This is a genomic window from Gordonia amicalis NBRC 100051 = JCM 11271 (genome assembly GCF_000332995.1).
GTDB classification, from domain to species: domain Bacteria; phylum Actinomycetota; class Actinomycetes; order Mycobacteriales; family Mycobacteriaceae; genus Gordonia; species Gordonia amicalis.
Genome location: NZ_BANS01000017.1, coordinates 16302 through 38564 on the forward strand (window position 1 = coordinate 16302; position 22263 = coordinate 38564).

The 22263-nt window shown below is 67.9% G+C and carries 18 protein-coding genes and 2 pseudogenes; 7 read left to right on the forward strand and 13 right to left on the reverse strand.

Annotation, left to right across the window (positions count from 1 at the left end; genetic code table 11):
- Positions 1–21: 21 nt before the first annotated feature.
- From fabG1 to GOAMI_RS09340, 6 genes are all read right to left on the reverse strand, one after another.
- A complete protein-coding gene (gene fabG1, locus GOAMI_RS09315) occupies positions 22–756 on the reverse strand; it encodes a 3-oxoacyl-ACP reductase FabG1 (protein ID WP_006436236.1) in 735 nt (244 codons plus the stop codon).
- 88 nt (positions 757–844) lie between these two features.
- Entirely contained in the window at positions 845–1813 is a 969-nt protein-coding gene (locus GOAMI_RS09320) for a VWA domain-containing protein (RefSeq protein WP_006436237.1), read from the reverse strand.
- A 3-nt stretch (positions 1814–1816) separates the two neighbouring features.
- Positions 1817–2755 carry a DUF58 domain-containing protein gene (locus GOAMI_RS09325; protein ID WP_006436238.1) on the reverse strand — a complete coding sequence of 313 codons (939 nt, stop codon included), beginning with the start codon at positions 2753–2755 and terminating at the stop codon, positions 1817–1819.
- The gene (locus GOAMI_RS09330; RefSeq protein WP_006436239.1) at positions 2745–3941 is read right to left on the reverse strand and encodes an AAA family ATPase; all 1197 of its coding nucleotides are present in this window, start codon (positions 3939–3941) and stop codon (positions 2745–2747) included. Before GOAMI_RS09330 ends, GOAMI_RS09325 begins: the two co-directional genes overlap by 11 nt.
- 142 nt (positions 3942–4083) lie before the next feature.
- On the reverse strand, positions 4084–5622 hold the full coding sequence (locus GOAMI_RS09335) for an NlpC/P60 family protein (RefSeq protein WP_040004713.1): 1539 nt from the start codon (positions 5620–5622) through the stop codon (positions 4084–4086).
- 363 nt (positions 5623–5985) lie between these two features.
- The gene (locus GOAMI_RS09340) at positions 5986–6615 is read right to left on the reverse strand and encodes an Rv1476 family membrane protein (protein ID WP_006436241.1); all 630 of its coding nucleotides are present in this window, start codon (positions 6613–6615) and stop codon (positions 5986–5988) included.
- A 296-nt stretch (positions 6616–6911) separates the two neighbouring features.
- Between GOAMI_RS09340 and GOAMI_RS09345 the strand changes: the two genes are divergently transcribed.
- Both GOAMI_RS09345 and GOAMI_RS09350 read left to right on the forward strand, forming a co-directional pair.
- A complete protein-coding gene (locus tag GOAMI_RS09345) occupies positions 6912–9713 on the forward strand; it encodes an aconitate hydratase (RefSeq protein ID WP_006436242.1) in 2802 nt (933 codons plus the stop codon).
- Between the two features lie 14 nt (positions 9714–9727).
- A complete protein-coding gene (locus GOAMI_RS09350; RefSeq protein ID WP_006436243.1) occupies positions 9728–10294 on the forward strand; it encodes a TetR/AcrR family transcriptional regulator in 567 nt (188 codons plus the stop codon).
- Here GOAMI_RS09350 and GOAMI_RS09355 read toward each other — a convergent pair whose 3' ends face one another.
- The gene (locus GOAMI_RS09355) at positions 10295–11155 is read right to left on the reverse strand and encodes a hypothetical protein (protein ID WP_006436244.1); all 861 of its coding nucleotides are present in this window, start codon (positions 11153–11155) and stop codon (positions 10295–10297) included.
- Positions 11156–11277: 122 nt separating this feature from the next.
- On the opposite strand from GOAMI_RS09355, the pseudogene GOAMI_RS09360 reads away from it, so the two are divergent.
- Positions 11278–12900, forward strand: a pseudogene (locus tag GOAMI_RS09360) (GMC oxidoreductase).
- Positions 12901–13037: 137 nt separating this feature from the next.
- Positions 13038–14582 (forward strand): AMP-binding protein, encoded by a 1545-nt coding sequence (locus GOAMI_RS09365; RefSeq protein WP_006436246.1) that lies wholly within the window; start codon positions 13038–13040, stop codon positions 14580–14582.
- Positions 14583–14600: 18 nt separating this feature from the next.
- Here GOAMI_RS09365 and GOAMI_RS09370 read toward each other — a convergent pair whose 3' ends face one another.
- Positions 14601–16229: an ABC-F family ATP-binding cassette domain-containing protein gene (locus GOAMI_RS09370; RefSeq protein ID WP_006436247.1), complete on the reverse strand. Its 1629-nt coding sequence runs from the start codon at positions 16227–16229 to the stop codon at positions 14601–14603.
- 99 nt (positions 16230–16328) lie between these two features.
- Here GOAMI_RS09370 and GOAMI_RS09375 point away from each other — a divergent pair, with 99 nt between their 5' ends.
- Both GOAMI_RS09375 and GOAMI_RS09380 read left to right on the forward strand, forming a co-directional pair.
- A complete protein-coding gene (locus GOAMI_RS09375) occupies positions 16329–17144 on the forward strand; it encodes an SDR family oxidoreductase (RefSeq protein WP_040004714.1) in 816 nt (271 codons plus the stop codon).
- A 58-nt stretch (positions 17145–17202) separates the two neighbouring features.
- The gene (locus GOAMI_RS09380) at positions 17203–18354 is read left to right on the forward strand and encodes a lycopene cyclase family protein (protein WP_040004715.1); all 1152 of its coding nucleotides are present in this window, start codon (positions 17203–17205) and stop codon (positions 18352–18354) included.
- Between the two features lie 2 nt (positions 18355–18356).
- Here GOAMI_RS09380 and GOAMI_RS09385 read toward each other — a convergent pair whose 3' ends face one another.
- Positions 18357–18845: a nitroreductase family deazaflavin-dependent oxidoreductase gene (locus GOAMI_RS09385; protein ID WP_006436250.1), complete on the reverse strand. Its 489-nt coding sequence runs from the start codon at positions 18843–18845 to the stop codon at positions 18357–18359.
- 151 nt (positions 18846–18996) lie between these two features.
- On the opposite strand from GOAMI_RS09385, the pseudogene GOAMI_RS09390 reads away from it, so the two are divergent.
- A pseudogene (locus tag GOAMI_RS09390) lies at positions 18997–19586 on the forward strand (sigma factor).
- 69 nt (positions 19587–19655) lie between these two features.
- Here GOAMI_RS09390 and GOAMI_RS09395 read toward each other — a convergent pair.
- From GOAMI_RS09395 to GOAMI_RS09410, 4 genes are read right to left on the reverse strand one after another with little or no spacing between them, the layout of a single operon-like run.
- A complete protein-coding gene (locus GOAMI_RS09395) occupies positions 19656–20057 on the reverse strand; it encodes a DnaJ family domain-containing protein (RefSeq protein ID WP_006436253.1) in 402 nt (133 codons plus the stop codon).
- Between the two features lie 19 nt (positions 20058–20076).
- Entirely contained in the window at positions 20077–20475 is a 399-nt protein-coding gene (locus tag GOAMI_RS09400) for a metal-sulfur cluster assembly factor (RefSeq protein ID WP_006436254.1), read from the reverse strand.
- Complete coding sequence (gene sufU / locus GOAMI_RS09405; protein ID WP_006436255.1) at positions 20472–20951, reverse strand: Fe-S cluster assembly sulfur transfer protein SufU; 480 nt, start codon at positions 20949–20951, stop codon at positions 20472–20474. Before sufU ends, GOAMI_RS09400 begins: the two co-directional genes overlap by 4 nt.
- A 3-nt stretch (positions 20952–20954) precedes the next feature.
- The gene (locus GOAMI_RS09410; RefSeq protein ID WP_006436256.1) at positions 20955–22241 is read right to left on the reverse strand and encodes a cysteine desulfurase; all 1287 of its coding nucleotides are present in this window, start codon (positions 22239–22241) and stop codon (positions 20955–20957) included.
- Positions 22242–22263: the final 22 nt, after the last annotated feature.

Genomic DNA, 22263 nt, shown 5'->3' on the forward strand with positions numbered 1-22263 from the left:
TGGCGGGTCTGACCCGGTGGGTCAGTGGCCCATGCCCATGCCGCCGTCGACCGGGATGACCGCGCCGGAGATGTAGCCGCCCTCGTCGGAGGCCAGGAAGCTGATGGCGGCGGCGACGTCTTCGGGCTTGCCCGTACGGCCCAGCGGGATGGCCTGCTTGGCCATCTCGATGTAGCGATCCTCCATCGCCGCGGTCATGTCGGTCTCGATGAACCCCGGTGCGACGACGTTGGAGGTGATGTTGCGGGACCCGATCTCGCGGGCGATCGAACGTGCCATGCCGATCAGGCCCGCCTTGGACGCCGCGTAGTTGACCTGGCCGGGGATGCCCGACATCGCGACGACCGAGCCGAGGAAGATCATCCGACCCCACTTGGCACGCTGCATCCCCTTGGTGGCGCGCTTCGCACAACGGAAGGCGCCGGTGAGGTTGGCGTCGATGACCTTCTCGAAGGACTCCTCGGACAGGCGCATGAGCAGCATGTTGTCGGTGATCCCCGCGTTGGCGACGAGGACCTCCACCGGCCCCTGGTGGGCCTCGACCTCGGCGAAGGCCGCGTCGACGGACTCCGAGTCGGTCACATCGCACTTCACGCCGAACAGCCCCTCGGGCGCACCCGAGCCGCGGTGGGTGACCGCGACCTTGTGGCCGTCGGCGGCCAGCCGCTGGGCCACGGCCAGGCCGATCCCGCGGTTGCCGCCGGTGACCAGGACCGACCGGGAAGGATTCTGCGCTTCGCTGCTGGATGCCGTCATGGGTGTCTAACCTATCCGTTCTGTTGGGGGCGGCGTCGCGGTGGTCGGCGGATGTGGCACGCCAGTGGGTCGGACCAGCGGGTTCGGGTCAGGGCAGCCGGCGATTGATCGCCAGGGCTGCGAACGCCGAGACCAGCGCGAACAACGTACCTGCGATGAGCCATGGCTTCGAATTGTCCCCCCGCCGGGTCTCGTAGCCGATCTCGTTCTGCAGTTTCTCGTACACCTTGTTGAGCTCGTCGAGGCTCGTCGCGGTGAAGAAGTCGCCGCCGGACAGGTTCGCGATCTTGCGGAGCGAATCGTCGTCGACGGGGACCGGCACCCGGTCGCCCTCTAGTTCGACGGTGCCCGTCCGGGTTCCGAAGGAGATGGTGGAGACCGGGATCTTCTCCTCCTTGGCCTTGCGGGCCGCGGTGAAGCCGCCGCGGGGGTCGTCGGGATCGTCGGGCACGGTCTCCTTGCCGTCCGACAGGAGCACGATCCGCGCCGGCGGGGCCGCCTCACCACCGCCGAGGACGGCGTTGAGCGTGCTGATCTGCTGCAGTGCCGCGAAAATGCCCTCGCCGGTCGCCGTCTTGTCGTCGAGTCTCAGTTTGTCGACGGCGACCTTGGTCGCGTTGTGGTCGGGGGTCGGCGACACCAGACTCGCCGCGGTCCCGGCGAAGGAGATCAGCCCGAGGTTGATGCCCTCGGTCAATTCGTCGGCGAACTTCTTCGCCGACTGCTGGGCGGCCCGGATGCGCGACGGCGCCACGTCGGTCGCGTTCATCGACCGGGACACGTCCATCACGAGGATCACCGTCGCCTTGTTGCGCGGGACCTTGCGGTCGGCCTGCGGACCCGACAGCGCGACCGTCAGCAGGATCAGCGAGATGATCAGCAGCGCGATCGGCACATGGCGGAACCGGTTGCGGTCGGCGGGGGCGACGGATTTCAGGAGATCGAGGTTCGCGAAGGTCAGCGCCCGCTGCCGACGACGACGCAGCATGTACACGTACGCGGCGCCGAGTAGCGCCACGACGAGCAGCAGCAACAACCACCAGGGACTGGACAGCATGGTCTACCCCACCCCGGCGGCGAGGCCGCGACGTCGCTGGGCGATGAACTTCACGGTGTCGGCGATCCACTCGCGGTCGGTGCGCAGCGTCAGCGTGGCGCCACCGCAGCTGCGCAGCGTCCGGTGCACGCGCTGCTGATGCGCGCGCGCGGCCGCGGCGAAGTCGCGTCGGAGGTCCTCGGTGACCGTCACGTCGTGGATCTCCCCTGATTCGGCGTCGGCGAGGGTGACCTCGCCGATCGGCGGCAGTTCGAGGTCACGCGGGTCGAGGACCTCGACCGCGAGCAGCTCGTGGTGAGCGCCGATCGCGCGCAGTGATCGTTCCCAGTCGATCGGCCCGAGGAAGTCGCTGATCACGACCGCGAGACCCCGACGGCGCTGCGGTCGCCGCAGGGCCTCGATGCCGGCCTTGAGGTCTCCGCGGACACCGGGAGCACTCCGATGCGTCGTCGCGATCGCCTTGAGCAGGTTCTGTGCATGGGCGCGACCGGCCCGCGCCGGTACCCGCACGAGGTCGTCGCCGGTCACGACGAGGGCGCCGTGACGGTTACCGCCGCCGGTGGTCAGGTGCACGATCGCGGCTGCCGCGGCCACCGCGAGGTCTCGTTTGGTGCAGCCGACGGTGCCGAAGTCGAGGCTCGCCGACGCGTCGACCACGAGCCAGGTCTCGAGCTCGCGGTCGGCGATCATCTGGCGCACGTGCGGTTGGGTGGTCCGCGCGGTGACCGACCACTCCATGCGACGGACGTCGTCCCCCGGCTGGTAGGCGCGCGCCTCTCCCGGCTCCGAACCCGGTCCGGGGATGAGTCCGAGGTGCTCGCCCTGCAGCACACCGTCGAGCTTGCGGCGAACCGTGAGCTCCAACATCTTCAGAGCCGCGGTGAGCTGGGGCTCCTCGAGCAACCCGGCACCGAGGCTCGGCAGGTCCCGATTAGCCGCCATACCGCGAATTCGGGTTCACCGGACCGGAACCCTGCGGAACCTGTTGCGCGGCATAGCCGTTGGCACCCTGCGGGGCTCCCTGCGGCACGCCGGCGGCGTGGCCCTGCGGACCCGGACCCGACTGGTAGGAGTTCTGCGCCACCGGCTGCGCGCCGACCTGCGGGAGTCCCACGGTCTGCAAGACCCGGGTGATGACCTGGTCGGCGTCGATCTCGTCGGCCAGGGCGTCGTATGACAACACCAGACGGTGACGGAGGACGTCGGGCATGATCTCGACGATGTCCTGCGGGATGACGTAGTCGCGGCCGCGGACCAACGCGAGCGCGCGAGCGGCGGCGACGATACCCAGGGTCGCGCGGGGCGAGGCGCCGTAGGACAGCCACGATGCGACGTCGCTGAGACCGAGCTCGGCCGGGCGGCGCGTCGCGTTGATGACGCGGACGACGTAGTCGACGAGCGCGTGGTGGACGAAGACGTTGGCGGCGGTCTTCTGCAGCCGCAGCATCGCGGCGGGGTCGAGGACCTGCGAGGCCATCGGCGGGACATTGCCCATCCGGTAGACGATCTCGCGCTCCTCCTCCACCGACGGGTAGTCGACGAGCACCTTGAACAGGAAGCGGTCGCGCTGTGCCTCCGGCAGGGGGTAGACACCCTCGTTCTCGATGGGGTTCTGCGTCGCCATCACGAGGAACGGGTCGGGCATCGGATAGGTCTTGCCGCCGATCGACACGTGCCGTTCGGCCATGACCTCGAGCAGCGCGGACTGCACCTTGGCGGGCGCGCGGTTGATCTCGTCGGCGAGGAGGAAGTTCGCGACCACCGGACCGAGCTCGGTGTCGAACTCCTCGCGGCCCTGGCGGTAGATCCGCGTACCGATGAGGTCGGTCGGCACCAGGTCGGGGGTGAACTGCACCCGGGAGAAGGACCCGCCGACGACCTTGGCGAAGGTCTCGACCGCGAGCGTCTTGGCGACGCCGGGAACACCTTCGAGGAGGATGTGGCCGCGGGCGAGCAGACCCACGAGGATTCGCTCGACGAGCTGGTCCTGACCGACGATGACGCGCTTGACCTCGTAGATGGCCCGCTCGAGCAGGGCGACGTCGGCGTCGCTGAGCACCGACGAATCGGCGCCTGCCGCGGCCGGGTCCCCCGTGGCCGCCTTGTCGAGGGAGTGCGATTCGGTCAACCCGTGCTCCTGTTCATCTGAACTCTGCTGCTCGCTGGTGAGGACACGTCGGGACCGAAGGCACTCCCGCGTGTTTGTGCCAGCCTAGCCGTGCGAACTGAAAAGCTGCCAAGAAGATCCACGGCTCGTCGGTCAGACGCATTCAGAGCAGGCGGACCACGTTCGGCATCGCGCCGTTGGTGCGCAGCGGCGACACCTTCACGACGGAACCGGACTGCGGGGCCTCGACCATCTTGTTGTCGCCCAGGTAGAGCGCGACGTGCTGACTCGCGTTGGGACCGTAGAAGATCATGTCGCCGCGACGCATCTGCGAGAGCGGGAAGTGCGGACCCGAGGTGTACTGGTAGCCCGTGTAGTGCGGCAGTTCGATGCCCACGCCGCCGAAGGCGTACATCATCAGGCCCGAGCAGTCGAAACCGACCTTGCGGTAGTCGCCGTAGCTGTCGGCGACACCGCCGTCGCGGATGCCCTGCGTCGGACCGTTGGCGTCGCCACCACCCCAGGCGTAGGTGACGCCCAGCTGCGACAGAGCACGGTTGACGACGATCTCCACCGCCTGCGGGCCGCGCAGACCCGGGCGCACCATGCCGCCCGATCCGCCGCCGCCGCCACCGGAACCGCCGAACAGGGAGCCCAGGCTCCCCGAACCCAGCCGTGAGCTCAGGCTGTCGTTGCCGCTGCTGCCGGTGAGGTCCACGCCGCCGAGGCCGAGCTCGTTGAGGAGTTCGGACTGCGGGAGGCGCTGCTCCCCGATGATGCCCGAGAGCATCTGCGAACCCATGTCGAGACCGATGCCGAGAGCCGCCGAACCCACGTCGACCGCGATCTTCGCGGCGGCACGCGCGGCGATCGCGAGCAGCTCGTTGTCGGAGACGTTGGTGGTCGGCAGATCCGGGAGGGCGGCCGGGGCCGACGGGAAGAGGTCGGACAGCAGTTCACGGGTGGACGGCCCGGCGGCGTTCTTCTTCGGGACGTAGCCGCGGATCGAGTCGATCTTCTTCTGCACGCGGTCCCGCTTGGCGATCAGGGTCGCCTTGCGCTGCTGCTGATCGGTGATGGCGGTCCGGGCCTCGGCGACCGCGGTCAGTGCGTCGCGCTTTCGCTGTTCGGCGCTCTTCGCGGCGAACGACGCCTGCCGGCGGGTCGCCTCGACCGCGGCGAGGCGATTGGCCTTCTGGTTGCGGGCGACCTGCAGTCGACGGATGGTCTCCTGCTGCTTCTTGCCGACCTGGTCGAGCAGCTTCATCCGGTCCAGGACGGCCTGCGGGTCCGGGGAGGCCACGTAGTTGGACATCGAACCCTGCTCGGCGCCCTGCTGGTAGGCGAGGCGGACGAAGCCGTCGAAGGCCTTCTGCGCCTCGACGACGGCCTGGCCGGCCCGGTCGAGTTCGGTGCGCGCACCGCGCGCGGCGACCGTGGCCAGTCGCCGCTGGGCGAGTGAGTTCTGGAAGTCGACGATCGCGCGGTTGACGTTCTCCTGCCGCATCGCCAGGGCCTGGTCGAGGTCGACGATGTCCTGGTTGACCGACGCGATCTCGTTGATCAGCCCGGACACCGGCGACTCGGGCGCCTTCTTCGGGGTGGCGACCGCATGACCGGCGCCGACCGCACAGATGAGAACGGCAGCCATGGCCGCCGTGACGCGCGCCGGCCAGGACGCACCTGTTCTTCCTCGCCTCACCTGAACTCCTCGCGGTTCTTCCGGGGACGTGCCCGATCCCGGATGTTGATCGAACGGCCACTGTGCCCCGACCACACACTGCACATGGGTCGCAGATGCCCCTATAGGGAACACAGGTCACACATGCGACATCAGAACCGTACGTCACATCAACCACACGAGAAAACCTTACGAAATGAATTACAAAGACGTGATTACCTGGGAAAATGCTGTGAACTGCAGATAGTTCACCAGTGCAGCTCAGGTCTCGAATTCGCAACAAACCGGTGGACGAACCGATTCGGACGCGAGCACCACGACACCGGCGCCGCCGGACCGCGACGAGCGGTCGTCAGTGACGCAGGCGAAAGTGAAGGGCGGGCGTCAGGAAGACGTCGAGGAGTCGACGGTCGCCCCGTCGCGAGACGCGTCCGAGTCGCCGGACGACGACGCTTGCGCACCGGTCGGGTTCACCGGACCGAGGGGTCCTCCCGCCGCCGCTGCGCGGGCACGTCGGGCGCGGAATCGCGCACCCGCCGCACCGAGCACGACGACGAGGATGAGGACGAGTCCGACGACGGTCCAGTCGACGTGCGAACCGGTCATCGAGTCGACCATCTGTCGCGCAGCCCCGGGCGGATCGGTGAGGGCGAGATTCTGAGTCGCCTCCTCCTGGATCACCCGGCTGAACTCCGGCGAGGAGCTGCCGACAGAGTTGGGGCCGAGCACGATCACGGTGCCGCCGACCTGCTCCTGGAGCTGGTTGGCGATGTCGCGGTAGAGGCTGAAGCGCGGCTGCACCTGGTCGACGACCACGAAGCTGAAGTCCTGGCCCTTGGACTTGGCGTACTCGATCACCTCGAGCATCCCGGGTACCTGCTCGGGAGTGGCGCCGGCCACCCCGTCGTCGGCGATGTCGCGCGAGAGCTCGGCCATGTCGACCCCGACCAGCCCGGTGAGTTCGCTGTTCTCCGCGGGAGCGGCCAGCATCAGCATCGTCGGCTCGGGACCCATACGGCCTCACCCCTGTCTGTCGGTAACCCCCGCGGCGAGCAAAGCGGACGCTCACCGGACTTCGCCCTGCACCGTACGACACAATGGAGTCGTCCGGGTATTCGCCTACGCGTGCGGCCTCGACGGCGTGTCGTCGCCACCCCGCTGGGACAGTACGCTCGTACTGTTAGGCTGGACGAAGTTGTCGCGGGTCGTCTCGCGGACACCCGATGGCACCGGTGCAGCCCGCCGGGTTCAACAATTCATCGAGCATCGCCGACGCGGCCCGTCGGCACACGAGGAGAGTGGATTTAGAAGTGAGTATCAATTCCTTCGGCGCCCGCGGCACGCTGGACGTCGGCGACAACAGCTACGAGATCTACCGCCTGAATGCCGTCAAGGGCGCCGAGAAGCTCCCCTACGCCCTCAAAGTGCTGACCGAGAACCTCCTTCGTACCGAGGACGGCGCGAACATCACCGCCGAGCACATCGAGGCCCTGGCCAACTGGGATCCGAACGCCGAGCCCAGCGTCGAGATCCAGTTCACGCCGGCCCGCGTGATCATGCAGGACTTCACCGGCGTGCCCTGCATCGTCGACCTCACCACGATGCGCGACGCCGTCAAGGAGCTCGGCGGCGACCCGAACAAGGTCAACCCGCTCGCGCCCGCCGAGATGGTCATCGACCACTCCGTGATCATCGAGGCCTTCGGCAACGCCCAGGCCTTCGAGCGCAACGTCGAGATCGAGTACCAGCGCAACGAAGAGCGATACAAGTTCCTCCGCTGGGGCCAGGGCGCCTTCGACGACTTCCGCGTCGTCCCGCCGGGCACCGGCATCGTCCACCAGGTCAACATCGAGCACCTCGCGCGCTCGGTCATGGTCCGTGACGGCGTCGCCTACCCCGACACCTGCATCGGCACCGACTCGCACACCACGATGGAGAACGGCCTCGGCGTCCTGGGCTGGGGCGTCGGCGGCATCGAGGCAGAGGCCGCGATGCTCGGCCAGCCGGTCTCGATGCTCATCCCGCGTGTCGTCGGCTTCAAGCTGACCGGTGCCACCAAGCCCGGCGTGACCGCCACCGACGTGGTCCTCACCATCACCGAGATGCTGCGCAAGCACGGTGTGGTCGGCAAGTTCGTCGAGTTCTACGGCAACGGTGTCGCCGAGGTGCCGCTGGCCAACCGCGCCACGATCGGCAACATGAGCCCCGAGTTCGGTTCGACGTGTGCGATGTTCCCCATCGACGAGGAGACCGTGAAGTACCTGCGCCTCACCGGCCGCAGCGAAGAGACGCTCGCCCTCGTCGAGGCGTACGCCAAGGAACAGGGCATGTGGCTCGAGAAGGACGCCGAGGAGGCCGTGTACTCGGAGTACCTCGAGCTCGATCTCGCCGACGTCGTCCCGTCGATCGCCGGCCCGAAGCGTCCGCAGGACCGCATCGAGCTGTGGGACGCCAAGAACGCCTTCCGCAAGGACATCCACAACTACGTCGAGAACGGCAACAGCCCGGCTCACACCAAGCTCGACGAGGCCGTCGAGGAGACCTTCCCGGCCTCCGACCCGGCCACGCTGACCTTCGCCGACGATGACGCGGAACCGCTGCACTCGGCCGCCAACGGCGCCGAGGGCCGTCCGACGAAGCCGGTGCGCGTGGACTCCGAAGAGCGCGGCTCGATGATCCTCGACCACGGCATCGTGACCATCGCGTCGATCACCAGCTGCACCAACACCTCCAACCCGTCGGTCATGCTCGGCGCGGCGCTGCTCGCCAAGAAGGCGGTCGAGAAGGGCCTGACCTCCAAGCCGTGGGTGAAGACCTCGATGGCTCCGGGCTCGCAGGTCGTCACCGGTTACTACGAGAAGGCCGGCCTGTGGCCCTACCTGGAGAAGCTGGGCTTCTACCTGGTCGGCTACGGCTGCACCACCTGCATCGGCAACTCGGGCCCGCTGCCCGAGGAGATCTCGAAGGCGATCAACGACAACGACCTGACCGCCACCGCGGTGCTCTCGGGCAACCGCAACTTCGAGGGTCGCATCAACCCCGACGTGAAGATGAACTACCTGGCCTCGCCGCCGCTGGTCATCGCCTACGCCCTGGCCGGCACCATGGACTTCGACTTCGAGTCCGACCCGCTGGGCAAGGACACCGACGGTAACGACGTCTTCCTCAAGGACATCTGGCCGACCAACGAGGAGATCGAGGCGACCATCGCGTCGTCGATCTCGCCGGAGCAGTACGCCGCCGACTACGCCGACGTCTTCAAGGGCGACGAGCGCTGGCAGAACCTGCCCACGCCGTCGGGCAAGACCTTCGAGTGGGACGAGAAGTCGACCTATGTGCGGAAGCCTCCGTACTTCGAGGGCATGCAGCTCGAGCCGGCACCCGTCTCCGACATCAAGGGCGCTCGCGTGCTCGCGAAGCTCGGCGACTCGGTGACCACCGACCACATCTCCCCCGCGTCGACGATCAAACCCGGCACCCCCGCCGCGCAGTACCTCGACGCCAACGGTGTGGCACGCAAGGACTACAACTCGCTGGGCGCCCGTCGTGGCAACCACGAGGTGATGATCCGTTCGACCTTCGGCAACATCCGCCTGCAGAACCAGCTGCTCGACGGTGTGTCCGGTGGCTACACCCGCGACTTCACCCAGGAGGGTGCACCGCAGTCGTTCATCTACGACGCCGCGCAGAACTACGCCGAGCAGAACATCCCGCTCGTCGTGCTCGGCGGCAAGGAGTACGGCACCGGGTCGTCGCGTGACTGGGCGGCCAAGGGCACCAGCCTGCTGGGCGTCAAGGCGGTCATCACCGAGAGCTTCGAGCGCATCCACCGCTCGAACCTGATCGGTATGGGCGTCATCCCGCTGCAGTTCCCCGAGGGTGAGTCGCACAAGTCGCTGCGCCTCGACGGCACCGAGACCTTCGACATCACCGGTATCGAGGAGCTCAACGAGGGCAAGACCCCGAAGACCGTGCACGTCACCGCCACCAAGGAGGACGGCTCGAAGGTGGAGTTCGATGCCAAGGTGCGCATCGACACCCCCGGTGAAGCCGATTACTACCGCAACGGAGGCATCCTGCAGTACGTGCTGCGGAACATGATCAAGAGCTGACAGGAGCACGCGACGTGCCCAAGGTCAGTGATGACCGCCTTGCCGCGCGTCGTCGGGAGATTCTCGACGGCGCGCGGCATTGCTTCGCGGAGTACGGATACGACGGTGCGACCGTCAAGCGGATCGAGGAGTCCACGGGTCTGTCCCGCGGCGCGATCTTCCACCACTACCGGGACAAAGAGGCGCTGTTCCTCGCGCTCGCGCACGAGGACGCCGAACGTATGGCGGATGTCGCCGCCGAAGAGGGTCTCGTGCAGGTCATGCGTGACATGCTCACGCGGCCAGAGGATTTCGACTGGCTCGGGACCCGCCTCGAGATCGCGCGAAAGCTGCGCACCGACAACAGCTTCCGGGCCGAGTGGATGGCACGGTCGGCCGAGCTCGAGCAGGCCACCCTCACCCGCCTCGAGCGCGGCCGTCAGGCCGGTCGTCTTCGCGACGATGTCCCCACCAACGTCCTGGTCAAGTATCTGGATCTCGTTCTCGACGGACTGATCACCCGACTGGCGTCGGGTCAGCCCACCGACGATCTGCACGCAGTCCTCGATCTCGTCGAGGAATCGGTGCGGGCCAAGGACTGATCACCGCGCGTCGAGGATCTGCCCGACCTCGGCGATCGTGCGCCCCGCCGAAATCCGGTACGCGTGGACCGCCTCGTCACCGGTGAGCTGGACGGTGGGGTGCCCCCTCGTCGACCAGCGAGGTTCCCGGAACACGCCCCGAGACATCGGATACAGATCCGGGTGCGACAACAGCCGGTCCGGGGCCGGTGGCAGGCCCCGGACCTGCCGCATCCGTTGCCCTACGGCCGCCACCAGCCAGACCTCGGCGACAGCCGCCGGCCGGATGGACGACAAGAATCTGTTCTCCCCGCGGGCGGTGACCGTCATCGTGTCCATACGCCGCACCCGCCACAACGACCCGAACACGTCGAACCGCGCCATCCGATCGTTGTGCAGGTCGAACTCCACACCGAGGCCGCGCAGCGCCGCGGAACATTCGACGCCCAGGAGCCGCCCCGGGAGTTCCCGCTCTCGGCGCCGATCCTCCTCCTCACGGAGCCGGTCGCCGATCGGCTGGTATTCACGTTCCAGCACACGTCGATTCGCTTCTGCGCCGTCGACGAGCCGCCGGTCCAGCCACTCGGGATCGATCTGCAGGAAATAGCGGAAGAAGATCCGACGCGGCGCATTGTCCGCGATCACCACATCGTCTTCGACGAGCATCTCGACGCCGCGATCGATCGACCAGACCGCGGCGGTCCGTCCGTCGACCTCGGCCACCCAACTCCAGCCGCGCGAACGGATCTCGGGTGCAGCCTCGGCGAGCACAGAACTCAGCGTGGTTCCGGACATCACCGAGATCCGGCGGGCATGGGACTGCACGTCGTCGCCCATGGCCACGCTGTCGCGGTCCACCTCGATGTCGAACGAATCGGTCATCACCCGGAGTGTATGCGGCGATCAGAGTAGTCTTCGGAGCACAGTCCCAGGGTGATGCATCCCACTCTCCCACACTAAGTAAGGTGTCCCTTACCTTAGTTAGTGCAAGCTAAGGTTCCATCGTGAACTTGGACAGACCCGACCCCGCCGTCTCGCGCCGGACCGTCCTCCGCTCCGTGGCAGGTGCCGGAGCCCTCGCCGCGCTGGCCACCACCGCGAGTACCGCGACTCCCGCGAACGCCACGCCCGGACGCACCGCGATCGTCATCGGCACCGGTTTCGGCGGCTCGGTCGCCGCGCTGCGACTCGGTGAAGCCGGTTTCGCCACAACGGTGTTCGAGCGTGGCCGCCGCTGGCCGATCCGCTCGGACGGCAACACCTTCGCCTCTTTCTCGAGCCCGGACAAGCGTGCCGCCTGGTTCGTCGGCAACCGGGCCGGCGCGAACAACGCCACCGCTATCCCCGTCCAGCCGTACCCGGGCGTCCTCGACACGTCATCGGAAACGGGATCGAGGCCGTCTACGGCGCCGGCGTGGGCGGCGGATCGCTGGTGGTCGGCTCGTTCACGCCGGTCCCCCGGCGCCAGGACTTCGAGCACATCTTCCCGGCCGCGGCGAACTACCCCGAGCTGCTGTCCGTGTATTACCCGCGCGCCAAGAAGGCCCTCGGGGTCTCGCCTCTTCCCGCCGACATCCTCCGCCACCCCAACTACGTCGGCCCTCGGTCGTGGCTGAACGTCATCGCCCGTTACGGCGCGAGCCCGCACTTCTTCGACTTCGCGATCGACTGGGACATCGTCCGCGCCGAGATCGCCGGCCGTAAACGCCCGTCGGTCATCGTCGGTGAGCTGAGCTACGGCGTGAACAGCGGTGCCAAGAAGTCCACCGACCGGACCTACCTCGCCGCCGCCGAACGGTCCGGCAACGTCACGATCAAGCCGATGCACGAGGTCTTCGACATCCGGCCGCGCGCACGCCGGGCCGGTTTCGTCGTCACGGCGCGGGTCCGCGACGAGCAGGGTCGGACGATCCGGACGGTGACCGCCGAGGCCGATCATCTGTTCCTGGCGGCCGGCTCGTTCCACACCACCCGCATGCTCGTCGAGGCACGGGCGAAAGGCACTCTGCCGCAACTGTCCCCGCACATCGGGAACGGATTCGGGACCAACGGCGACTTCCTCACCATCCGCACCAACCCGTCCGACGACTTCGGGCTCGTCCAAGGTGGACCTGGCTACGCGCGGATCTACGAGGACAGGCTCTCGGAGACCCCGATGTCGATGGTCTATCAGGCGACGCCGCTGCCGGCGCCCCTCGGCAAGGCCGGGACCACCCACCTCGTCCAGACCCACACCGATGAACGAGGCACAGTCGACTTCGATCACGCGAGCCGGACGGCGAAGCTCAACTATCCGTATCCGGAGGGAAGCAACGACGTCGATCGGCAGGCGGCCGCCTTCGTCGGAAAGTTCCACCAGCGCACCGAGGCACGCTACGGCAGGCCGGCCAACGGCGTCCCGATCTACACCCGCGCCGTCGGATTCGGTTCGGCGGGCACGTATCACGGCCTCGGTTGGCGTCGTGATGGGACAGGCGGCGTCGATGGACGGTGCGGTCCGCGGCTACGACAACCTCTACGTCGTCGACGGCTCGTTCGTGCCGGGTGCCGTCGGACTGGTGAATCCCGCCCTGACGATCACCGCGCTCGCCGAACGGACGATGGATCGGTTCCTCGCCGACCACTGAGCGCAGTTCTGCGCCAACCACGGCCGAGAGTGATGCCGGCCGCGAGGGCTCGGGTACTGTGACACACGACACCCCGAACGATCGTTAGTTAACGGTTGTTCGGGGTCAATGTCCCCCTTCGTCAGAGGAGTGCACCCTTGTTCCCTGGAGTCTTCGCCAAGTCCACTCCGGACAAGCCCGCCGTCATCCGAGCCGCCACCGGCGAGCAGCTGACCTACCGTCAACTCGACGAGAACTCGACCCGGCTCGCCAACTACCTGGAGTCGCTGGGGCTCGAGCGCGGCGACAACATCGCAGTCGTGTCCGCCAACGATCTCCACGTGTTCGAGGTGTACTGGGCCGCGCTGCGCAGCGGACTGTACGTGACGGCGGTCAACCACCACCTGACCGCTGCCGAGACCAACTACATCCTCAACGACTGCAACGCCCAGGTGCTGTTCGCGGGCGCATCGGTCGCCGACGCGGTGTCGCGCTCCGGCGAGGTCGAGGCCCTGTCCGGCACCGGCCGACGCGTCGCCTGGGGTGGAGATCTCCAGGGCTTCGACAGCTACGACAAGATCCTCGCCAACGCCTCCGCCGAACCGCGCACGGATCAGCCGCGCGGAACCGACATGCTCTACTCGTCGGGAACCACCGGCCGCCCCAAGGGCATCAAGACCCCGATGCCCGACGGTCAGGTCGATCAGGTCCCCGACACCTACACGGCGATTTTCGCGCCGATGTACGGCTTCGACGAGAACGCCGTCTACCTGTCCCCCGCACCGCTGTATCACGCTGCGCCGCTCCGCTATTGCGGCGTCACCAACTCGGTCGGCGGCACTGTGATCATGCTCGACCGCTTCGAGCCCGAGGCCGCACTGGCCGCCATCCAGAACTACAAGGTGACACACAGCCAGTGGGTGCCCACGATGTTCATCCGCATGCTGAAGCTGCCCGAGGAGGTCCGTAACTCCTACGACGTCAGCAGCCTCAAGATCGCGGTCCACGCCGCGGCACCCTGCCCGGTCGAGGTCAAGAAGGCGATGATCGACTGGTGGGGCCCGGTCATCCATGAGTACTACGCCTCCACCGAGGCCGCCGGCGCGACGTTCATCGGCCCGCAGGAAGCACTCGATCACCCCGGCTCGGTGGGCAAGCCGCTGCTCGGCGTCATCCACATCTGCGACGAGGACGGCAAGGAGCTCCCGGTCGGCGAGGTCGGACAGGTCTTCTTCGAACGCGAGGACGTGACCTTCCAGTACCACAACGATCCGGAGAAGACCCGCAAGGCCCAGCACCCGGAACACGAGAACTGGTCCACGACAGGCGATGTCGGGTACGTCGACGCCGACGGTTACCTGTACCTGACCGACCGCAAGGCGTTCATGATCATCTCCGGCGGCGTGAACATCTACCCGCAGGAGGCCGAGAACGTCCTCATCAACCATCCCGCCGTCTTCGACGTCGCGGTGATCGGTGTCCCCGATCCGGACCTCGGTGAGGTGGCCAAAGCGTGTGTGCAGCTCGCCGAGGGACACGAGCCCTCCGACGAACTCGCCGACGAGCTCATCACGTTCACCAAGGACAGCATCGCCGCGTACAAGGCGCCGCGGTCGGTGGACTTCGTCGACGAACTGCCGCGCACGCCCACCGGCAAGCTGGTCAAGGGCGAACTACGCAAGAAGTACTGGCCGGCAAGCTGATTGCTCGGACGGCGAGTGTCAGGCGAGCTCGATGATCTCCTGATACTCGTCGCTCCAGTGGTCCTCGGTGCCGTCGGGCAGGAGGATCACGCGTTGCGGATCGAGTGCGGCGGCGGCGCCGGGGTCGTGGGTCACGAGGACGACGGCCCCGGTGTAGCTGCGCAGGGCGTCGAGCACCTGTTCGCGTGACACCGGGTCGAGGTTGTTGGTCGGCTCGTCGAGGAGCAGGACGTTGGCGGCCGACGACACCAGACCGGCCAGCGTCAGGCGGGTCTTCTCACCACCGGACAGGGTGCCGGCGGGCTGGTCGAGCTGGGCCCCGCTGAACATGAACGCGCCCAACAGGCCTCGCAGTTCCTGTTCACCCGCGTCCGGTGCGGCGTGGCGGATGTTCTCCCACACCGATGCCTGGTCATCGAGGGTGTCGTGCTCCTGTGCGAAGTAGCCGACCTTCAGGCCGTACCCGGGCTCGAGCTGTCCGGTGTCCGGCTTCTCCACGCCGGCAAGCATTTTCAGGAGCGTCGTCTTACCGGCACCGTTGAGTCCGAGGACGACGACGCGACTGCCCTTGTCGATGGCGAGGTCGACACCGGTGAAGATCTCCAGTGAGCCATAGCTCTTCGACAGGCCCGAGGCCATCAGCGGCGTCTTGCCGCAGGTCGCCGGCTCCGGGAAGCGGATCCGTGCGGTGCGGTCGGCCACCCGCTCCTCGTCGAGCGAGTCGATCATGCGCTCGGCGCGCTTGAGCATGTTCTGCGCGGCGGTGGCCTTGGTGGCCTTGGCACCGAGCTTGGCGGCCTGCGCACGCAGTGCAGAGGCCTTCTTCTCGGCGTTGGCGCGTTCGCGGCGACGGCGTTGTTCGTCGGTGGCGCGCGCGTCGAGATAGCGCTTCCAGCTCATGTTGTAGATGTCGGCCTCGCCGCGGACGGCGTCGAGGAACCACACCCGGTTCACGACGTCGGCGAGCAGGTCGACGTCGTGGCTGATCACGACCAGCCCACCCTCGTGGTTCATCAGGAAGCTGCGCAGCCAGGCGATCGAGTCGGCGTCGAGGTGGTTGGTCGGCTCGTCGAGCAGCAGGGTGGTGTCGGACTTCCCGGAGCCGTCGGAGGCGGCGAACAGGATGCGTGCGAGCTCGATGCGGCGACGCTGACCACCCGAGAGTGTGCGCAGCGGCTGGTTCAGGACGCGGTCCGGCAGGCCCAGGCTGTTGCAGATGCGGGCGGCCTCGGATTCGGCGACGTAGCCGCCGAGGGCGGCGAAGCGCTCCTCGAGACGTCCGTAGCGGGCGACGGCCTTGTCGCGCAGCTTGTCGTCGGCGGCCTCGGCCATGCGCGCCTGCTGCTTCTCCATGTCGCGCAGGATCTCGTCGAGTCCGCGCGCGGACAGGACCCGGTCCTTGGCGAGGACCTCGAGGTCGCCCTCCTTGGGGTCCTGGGGAAGGTAGCCGAGTTCACCCGAGCGCCGGACGGTGCCGGCGTAGGGTTCGGTCTCCCCCGCCAGGATGCGCAGGGTCGTGGTCTTGCCGGCGCCGTTGCGGCCCACGAGGCCGATCCGGTCGCCGGGCTGGATACGGAGGGCGTCGCCGGGCGCCGACAACAGGGTCCGAGCGCCCGCTCGTACCTCCAGGTCGGTCGCGGTGATCACGACGGACCAGTCTACCGGGGCGAATCCAGTGGTTTTGCCACGACAAGGCTCCAGACCGCGCTGCGGAGTCGCCCCACGGCGACACGGTGGACCGATACGGTGGCAGACGTGACGCAATCCACAACGATTCCCCAGTCCTCGTTTCCCCAGACGTCCGACCTCACCGGCCGTTCTGCCCTGGTCACCGGCGCCAGCCGGGGCATCGGCGAGGCCATCGCCACCGAGCTCGCCCGCCGCGGCGCCTCGGTGGTCATCACGAGTCGCAAGCCGGAGCCCCTCGCCGAGGCCGCGGACCGGATCCGCCAGGCCGTGCCGTCAGCGACGGTGACCGCGTTCGCGGCCAACACCGGTGACGCCGACGACCGGGCGGGTGCGGTCGCGGCGGTTGTGGAGCAGGGTGGCGGAATCCACATCCTGGTCAACAACACCGGCATCGCTCCTCTCGCCGGACCGCTGATGGACGCCGACCTGGGCGCCTACCGAAAGACCTTCGACACCAATGTCGTCGCCGCCCTCGGCTTCGTGCAGGAGGCGTATCGGGCGGGCATGAAGGACACCGGTGGTTCGGTGGTCAACATCTCCTCGGTCGCCGGCCTGCGGTCGACGGGGGTGATCGCGGCCTACGGCACGTCGAAAGCGGCGCTGATCCGCCTCACCGCGGAGTTGGCGTGGGAACTGGGGCCGAACATCCGGGTGAACGCGATCGCGCCCGCGATCGTGCGCACCAAGTTCGCCTCCGGACTGATCGCGGGCGAGAACGAGGCCTGGGCCGCCGCGGCGTATCCGATGAAGCGCATCGGCGAACCCGAGGACGTCGCCCGCGCGGTCGCGTTCCTCGCCAGTGACGAATCGGCCTGGATCACGGGCGAGACCCTCGCCGTCGACGGGGGCATGCTGGCGACCGGCGGATCATGACGACGCCCGGCGGCCCGGAGTTCCCGTCCGGATCACCGGCTGCGACGAAGGAAGACGTGTGAGCGCTGGAGTGATCGTTGTGGGCGCGGGACCGGCAGGGCGCGCACTCGCGCACCGGCTGCTGGCCGCCGCGATACCGGTGACCGTGGTCGACCCTCGTCCCGAACGGGTCTGGCAGTCCACCTTCGCCTGCTGGTCCGACGAGTTGCCCGGCTGGCTCGATCCGACGGCCTTCGCCGCCCGCCTCGAACGCATCGGCGTCGCCGGCACCGCCCTCGAAGAGGTCGACCGCGGTTACACGGTGTTCGACACCCCGGGACTGCAACGTTCGCTGACTCTCGACGGCGCCGAGATCGTGACCGACCGCGTCACCGGGATCGACGGAGCGCGAGTGCAACTCGACACCGGTCGGGCACTGACCGGGGACGTGGTGGTCGACTGCCGTGGCGCACTCCCCCACGAGGCGCCACGACAGACCGCCTACGGCATCGTCGTCGACAAGGCCACCGCCGCACCGGTTCTGGAGGGCCACGGGGCGTTGCTGATGGACTGGCGGGGCGGTATCGTCGACCGCCGCTCGTTGCCGTCGTTCCTGTACGTCGTGCCGCTCGGCGGGGACGAGTATCTCCTGGAGGAGACGTGCCTGGCCGGGTTGCCCGCCCTGGATCTCGACGAGCTGAAGCGCCGGCTCGAGGTCCGGCTCGGCGGGTTGCCGTCGGGTATCCGTCGCGTCGAACACGTGGCGTTCCCGCTGACCGGGTCCTCGCCTCAGCCGTGGCGGGACCCGACGTTCTGCTTCGGCGCCGCAGGCGGATTCAAGAATCCGACCACCGGCTACAGCGTCGCCACGTCACTGATGTGCGTCGATGCGGTGGTGGCCGCGCTGGCCGCGGGGCGCGATCCGGCCCCCGACCTGTGGCCCGCCTCGGCGCGCGCGGTCCACAACCTTCGACTGCGCGGGCTCAGCGCGCTCCTGCGGCTCAGCCCCACCCAGACGATCGCGTTCTTCGAGGCGTTCTTCGCCATGCCGATCGAGTCGCAGCGCAGCTACCTCAGCCGTCGCGACGACCTGACCGGCACCATGGGCGCGATGACCCGGGTCATCCGGGCGGTCGACATGCGCACCCGCGCCGTCGTGGCCCGCGGTGCGATGTCCACGCCGGAATGGGCCGGGGACCTCGGCTCAACCCCGCGCTTCCAGCGCCGCTGACCTCACTTCTCGCTGTCCCAGCCGTCAAACCGGAACACCGCCAGTCGTCCTGCGAGTGCCTCGAACTCGTCCGGCGTGCCGTCGACGACGAGGCCGCTGCGCTTGGCGAATCCGACGCCGACCGGGACCTCGATCGCGAAGGCGCGCAGCACCGGTCGCGACTCCTCGGGCGTGAGTTCGACGATCCTGACCGGACGGGACCGCCGGCCCCGGCTCAACGTCCCGGCGCCGGCGGCCCGGGCATTGGCCGCCCAGTCCGAGCCCGGATAACCCGCGACCGTGTAGAGGCCGCCGTCATGCCCGAACGGTGTCATCGGCGTGCTGCGGGGCACCCCGGATCTCCGACCGGGCACCGTCAGCACCATCGCGGGACCGGTGCGAATGCCCACCCGTTGCGCCGCCGTCACCAGCTTGTTCATCGGTGTGAGCCAGCGGGGCGGCCGGGGATCGAGACCGGCGATGTCGTCGTCGGCCGTGTCATCGTTGGTCATGTCATCTAGGACGGGGCGCAGGCCGGGGAAGTTACATCTGCGCGCGGTAACTTTCCGGGACGCTTGTTCGTCGTGAAGACATGACCGATCCGGCGGCCCTCGAACAGGCCTGCGCGAGCACCACCCGTACACGGTGAATCTCGCCTATCAGATGCTGGGTGACATCGGGGCTGCCGAGGACACCGCACAGGAGGCTTTCCTGCGGCTGGCCCGCGTCGAGATCGAACGCCTGCAGGACATCCGAGCGTGGCTGACCGTGGTGACCGGGCGGTTGTGTCTGGACCACGTCCGATCCGCCCGAGCCCGCCTGGAACGTGTGGACACCGACGACGTCATCGAGACGGCCGCCCCGGGTGCAGATCCTGCCGACCGGATCACACTCGACGACGAGGTGCGGGCCGCGCTGTTCGAAGTGCTCAACCGGTTGTCCCCGGGAGAGCGTGTGCCACCGGCGATCTGCAGGCGTTGACCGCCGTGCTCGACCCGACCGTCTGGGGTGTGGGCACGGTGCTGGCCGACCCGGCCCCGACGAAACAGGTCAACCACGGTCCCGATTCCGTGGCCACGAACCTGCTGCGTCATCTCGGGCCCGGCGCGACGTTGGTGTGTGGGCCGGCCGGGGATCCGGTCCTGCTGGCGTACGACCGCCGCCGGTTGTTCGCCGTCGTCGTGCTGAGCATCCGGGACGGCCGGGTCGTCAGGATCGAGGCCACCGCGGACCCGTCGGCCCGAAATCGGTGACTGCCGATCGGCGTCTCAGCTCGTGGCGGTCAGCGCAGGTGACGTGGCCTCTTGGATCCCGAGCAGGATTCATCCGCGCCGGCGAAGCTCACGCCATTGCCGGATCATGGCGTCGACGTCGATGGTGTGGGCGACGACGCTGTGGGGCATCGCGATCTGACGCGCGGCGAGATGAGCTTCGCGCACGCGGCGGTTGAAGTCTTGGAGGATCTCACGCACGGCGTCCTCGTCGGCGATGTCGCGCAACGACTCCGGGAAATCCTGTGCCTCCCGGCGTAATTGGAGAGGCGCGGGAAGGAGAGCCGACGAGTCCAGGTTCTCGTCGCGGATCTTGCGTTTGACCCACCAGTCGGGATCGTCGCTGTCGGAGAGGTCGAGTGGCTTCCCGGCGCCCGGAAGATTGTCGAACTCACCGCGTTCGGTGGCCTCACGGATCATCCGCTCGACCCGGGACTCGAACCACGACGTCATGAGCGTCGAGCGTTGGGACCTAGACGGTGAAGCCGAGCGCCCGCAGCTGTTCCCGGCCGTCGTCGGTGATCTTGTCCGGGCCCCACGGCGGCAGCCAGACCCAGTTGATCTCCAGATCGGTGCAGAGACCACTGCTGACCAGCGCGCCGCGGGACTGGTCCTCGATGACGTCGGTCAGCGGGCACGCGGCGGAGGTGAGGGTCATGTCGATCTTCGCGACGGCGTCGTCGGTCACCTCGATGCCGTAGACGAGTCCGAGGTCGACGACGTTGATACCGAGTTCGGGGTCGACGACGTCGCGCATCGCCTCCTCGACGTCCTCGACGGCCGGCAGCGAGGTGGACGGGGCGGCGGGTGTGCCGGTAGCCGTGGTGTCGGTTGCCGGTGTGTCTGTCGCGGTGGTGGTCTCGTCACTCATGCTGACTCCACTTCTGTTTTCTGACTGTCGATGTGGGCGTTCACCGTCTGGGAAAGTGCGTCCTTGAACGCCATCCAGCCGAGGAGTGCACATTTCACGCGTGCCGGGTACTTGCTGACCCCGGTGAACGCGATGCCGTCACCGATGATGTCCTCGTCGCCCGGGTCCTTGCCACGGGAGGTCATCATCGCAGTGAACGACTCGACGGTGGCCAGCGCCTCGCCGACCGGTTTGCCGACGATCAGGTCATGGAGAACCGACGTCGACGCCTGGGAGATCGAGCAGCCCTGGCCATCGTAGGAGACGTCGTCGATGGTTGCGCCGTCTCCGGACACCGCGACGCGGAGGGTCACCTCGTCACCGCACGTCGGATTGACGTGGTGCACCTCTGCGCCGAACGGCTCACGCAGTCCCCTACCGTGCGGGTGCTTGTAGTGGTCCAGGATCACTTCCTGGTACATCTGCTCCATACGCATTGCTCAGTTCACCCCGAAGAACTTCTGCGCCTTGACGATCGCCGCGGCCAGCGCGTCGACCTCGGCGAATGTGTTGTACGCGGCGAACGATGCACGTGCGGTCGCGGCCACACCGAACCGGCGGTGAAGCGGCCAGGCACAGTGGTGGCCGACACGGATCGCGACGCCCTCGTCGTCGAGGATCTGACCGAGGTCGTGCGCGTGGATGCCGTCGACGACGAACGCGACCGCTCCCCCGCGGTTCTCGGTCGTGGTGGGTCCGACGATGCGCAGACCGTCGATCTCACCGAGCCGGGAGAGTGCATGTCCGACGAGCGCGTGCTCGTGTGCGGCAACGGCTTCCATGCCGATCGTCTGCAGGTAGCGCACCGCGGCGCCGAGACCCACGACCTGCGAGGTCATCGGAACACCCGCCTCGAAACGCTGCGGCGGCGGCGCGTAGGTGGACACCTCCATCGTCACGGTCTCGATCATCGAGCCACCGGTGATGAAGGGCGGCAACGCATTCAGGAGTTCGGACTCGCCGTAGAGCGCGCCGACGCCGCTCGGACCGAACATCTTGTGTCCGGAGAAGGCGGCGAAGTCGACGTCGAGCGCCGAGAAGTCGACCGGCATGTGCGGCACCGACTGGCAGGCGTCGAGTACGACCAGCGCACCGACTGCACGGGCACGCGTGACGAGTTCGGCGACGTCGGCGACGGCACCGGTGACATTCGACTGATGGGTGAACGCGATGACCTTCACCGACTCGTCGAGGGTCAGCGAATCCAGGTCGATACGACCGTCGTCGGTCACGCCGTACCAGCGCAGGGTCGCACCGGTCCGACGGCAGAGTTCCTGCCATGGAACCAGATTCGCGTGGTGTTCGAGTTCGGTGATCACCACGGTGTCGCCCGGACCCAGCGACGATCCGCCGAGGATCGACGCCGAGCGCGGATCTCCGAGCGTGAAGGTCACCAGGTTGAGAGCCTCGGTGGCGTTCTTGGTGAACACCAACTGGTCCGACGACGCCCCGACGAACCCGGCGATGACCTCGCGCGCGTCCTCGTAGGCGTCGGTGGCCTCTTCGGCGAGCTGATGGGCTCCCCGATGCACCGCCGCATTGTGGTGCGTCAGGAAGTAGCGCTCGGCGTCGAGCACCTGGACCGGACGCTGCGAGGTGGCCCCGGAATCGAGGTACACCAACGGTTTCTCGTCGCGAACGGTGCGCGAGAGGATCGGGAAGTCCGTCCGCAGCGCCTCGACATCGAGAGCGGTTGCCGCGGTTGTCGTCTCAGGCGAGAGTGTCACGTACGTGCACCTCCTGGGGTGT

Excerpts from the sequence above, each read along its gene's own strand:
- fabG1 (WP_006436236.1), bottom strand. The coding sequence starts at position 756 with ATGACGGCATCCAGCAGCGAAGCGCAGAATCCTTCCCGGTCGGTCCTG.
- GOAMI_RS09320 (WP_006436237.1), bottom strand. The coding sequence starts at position 1,813 with ATGCTGTCCAGTCCCTGGTGGTTGTTGCTGCTGCTCGTCGTGGCGCTA.
- GOAMI_RS09325 (WP_006436238.1), bottom strand. The coding sequence starts at position 2,755 with ATGGCGGCTAATCGGGACCTGCCGAGCCTCGGTGCCGGGTTGCTCGAG.
- GOAMI_RS09340 (WP_006436241.1), bottom strand. The coding sequence starts at position 6,615 with ATGGGTCCCGAGCCGACGATGCTGATGCTGGCCGCTCCCGCGGAGAAC.
- GOAMI_RS09355 (WP_006436244.1), bottom strand. The coding sequence starts at position 11,155 with ATGACCGATTCGTTCGACATCGAGGTGGACCGCGACAGCGTGGCCATG.
- GOAMI_RS09385 (WP_006436250.1), bottom strand. The coding sequence starts at position 18,845 with ATGACCAACGATGACACGGCCGACGACGACATCGCCGGTCTCGATCCC.
- GOAMI_RS09395 (WP_006436253.1), bottom strand. The coding sequence starts at position 20,057 with ATGACGTCGTGGTTCGAGTCCCGGGTCGAGCGGATGATCCGTGAGGCC.
- GOAMI_RS09400 (WP_006436254.1), bottom strand. The coding sequence starts at position 20,475 with ATGAGTGACGAGACCACCACCGCGACAGACACACCGGCAACCGACACC.
- sufU (WP_006436255.1), bottom strand. The coding sequence starts at position 20,951 with ATGCGTATGGAGCAGATGTACCAGGAAGTGATCCTGGACCACTACAAG.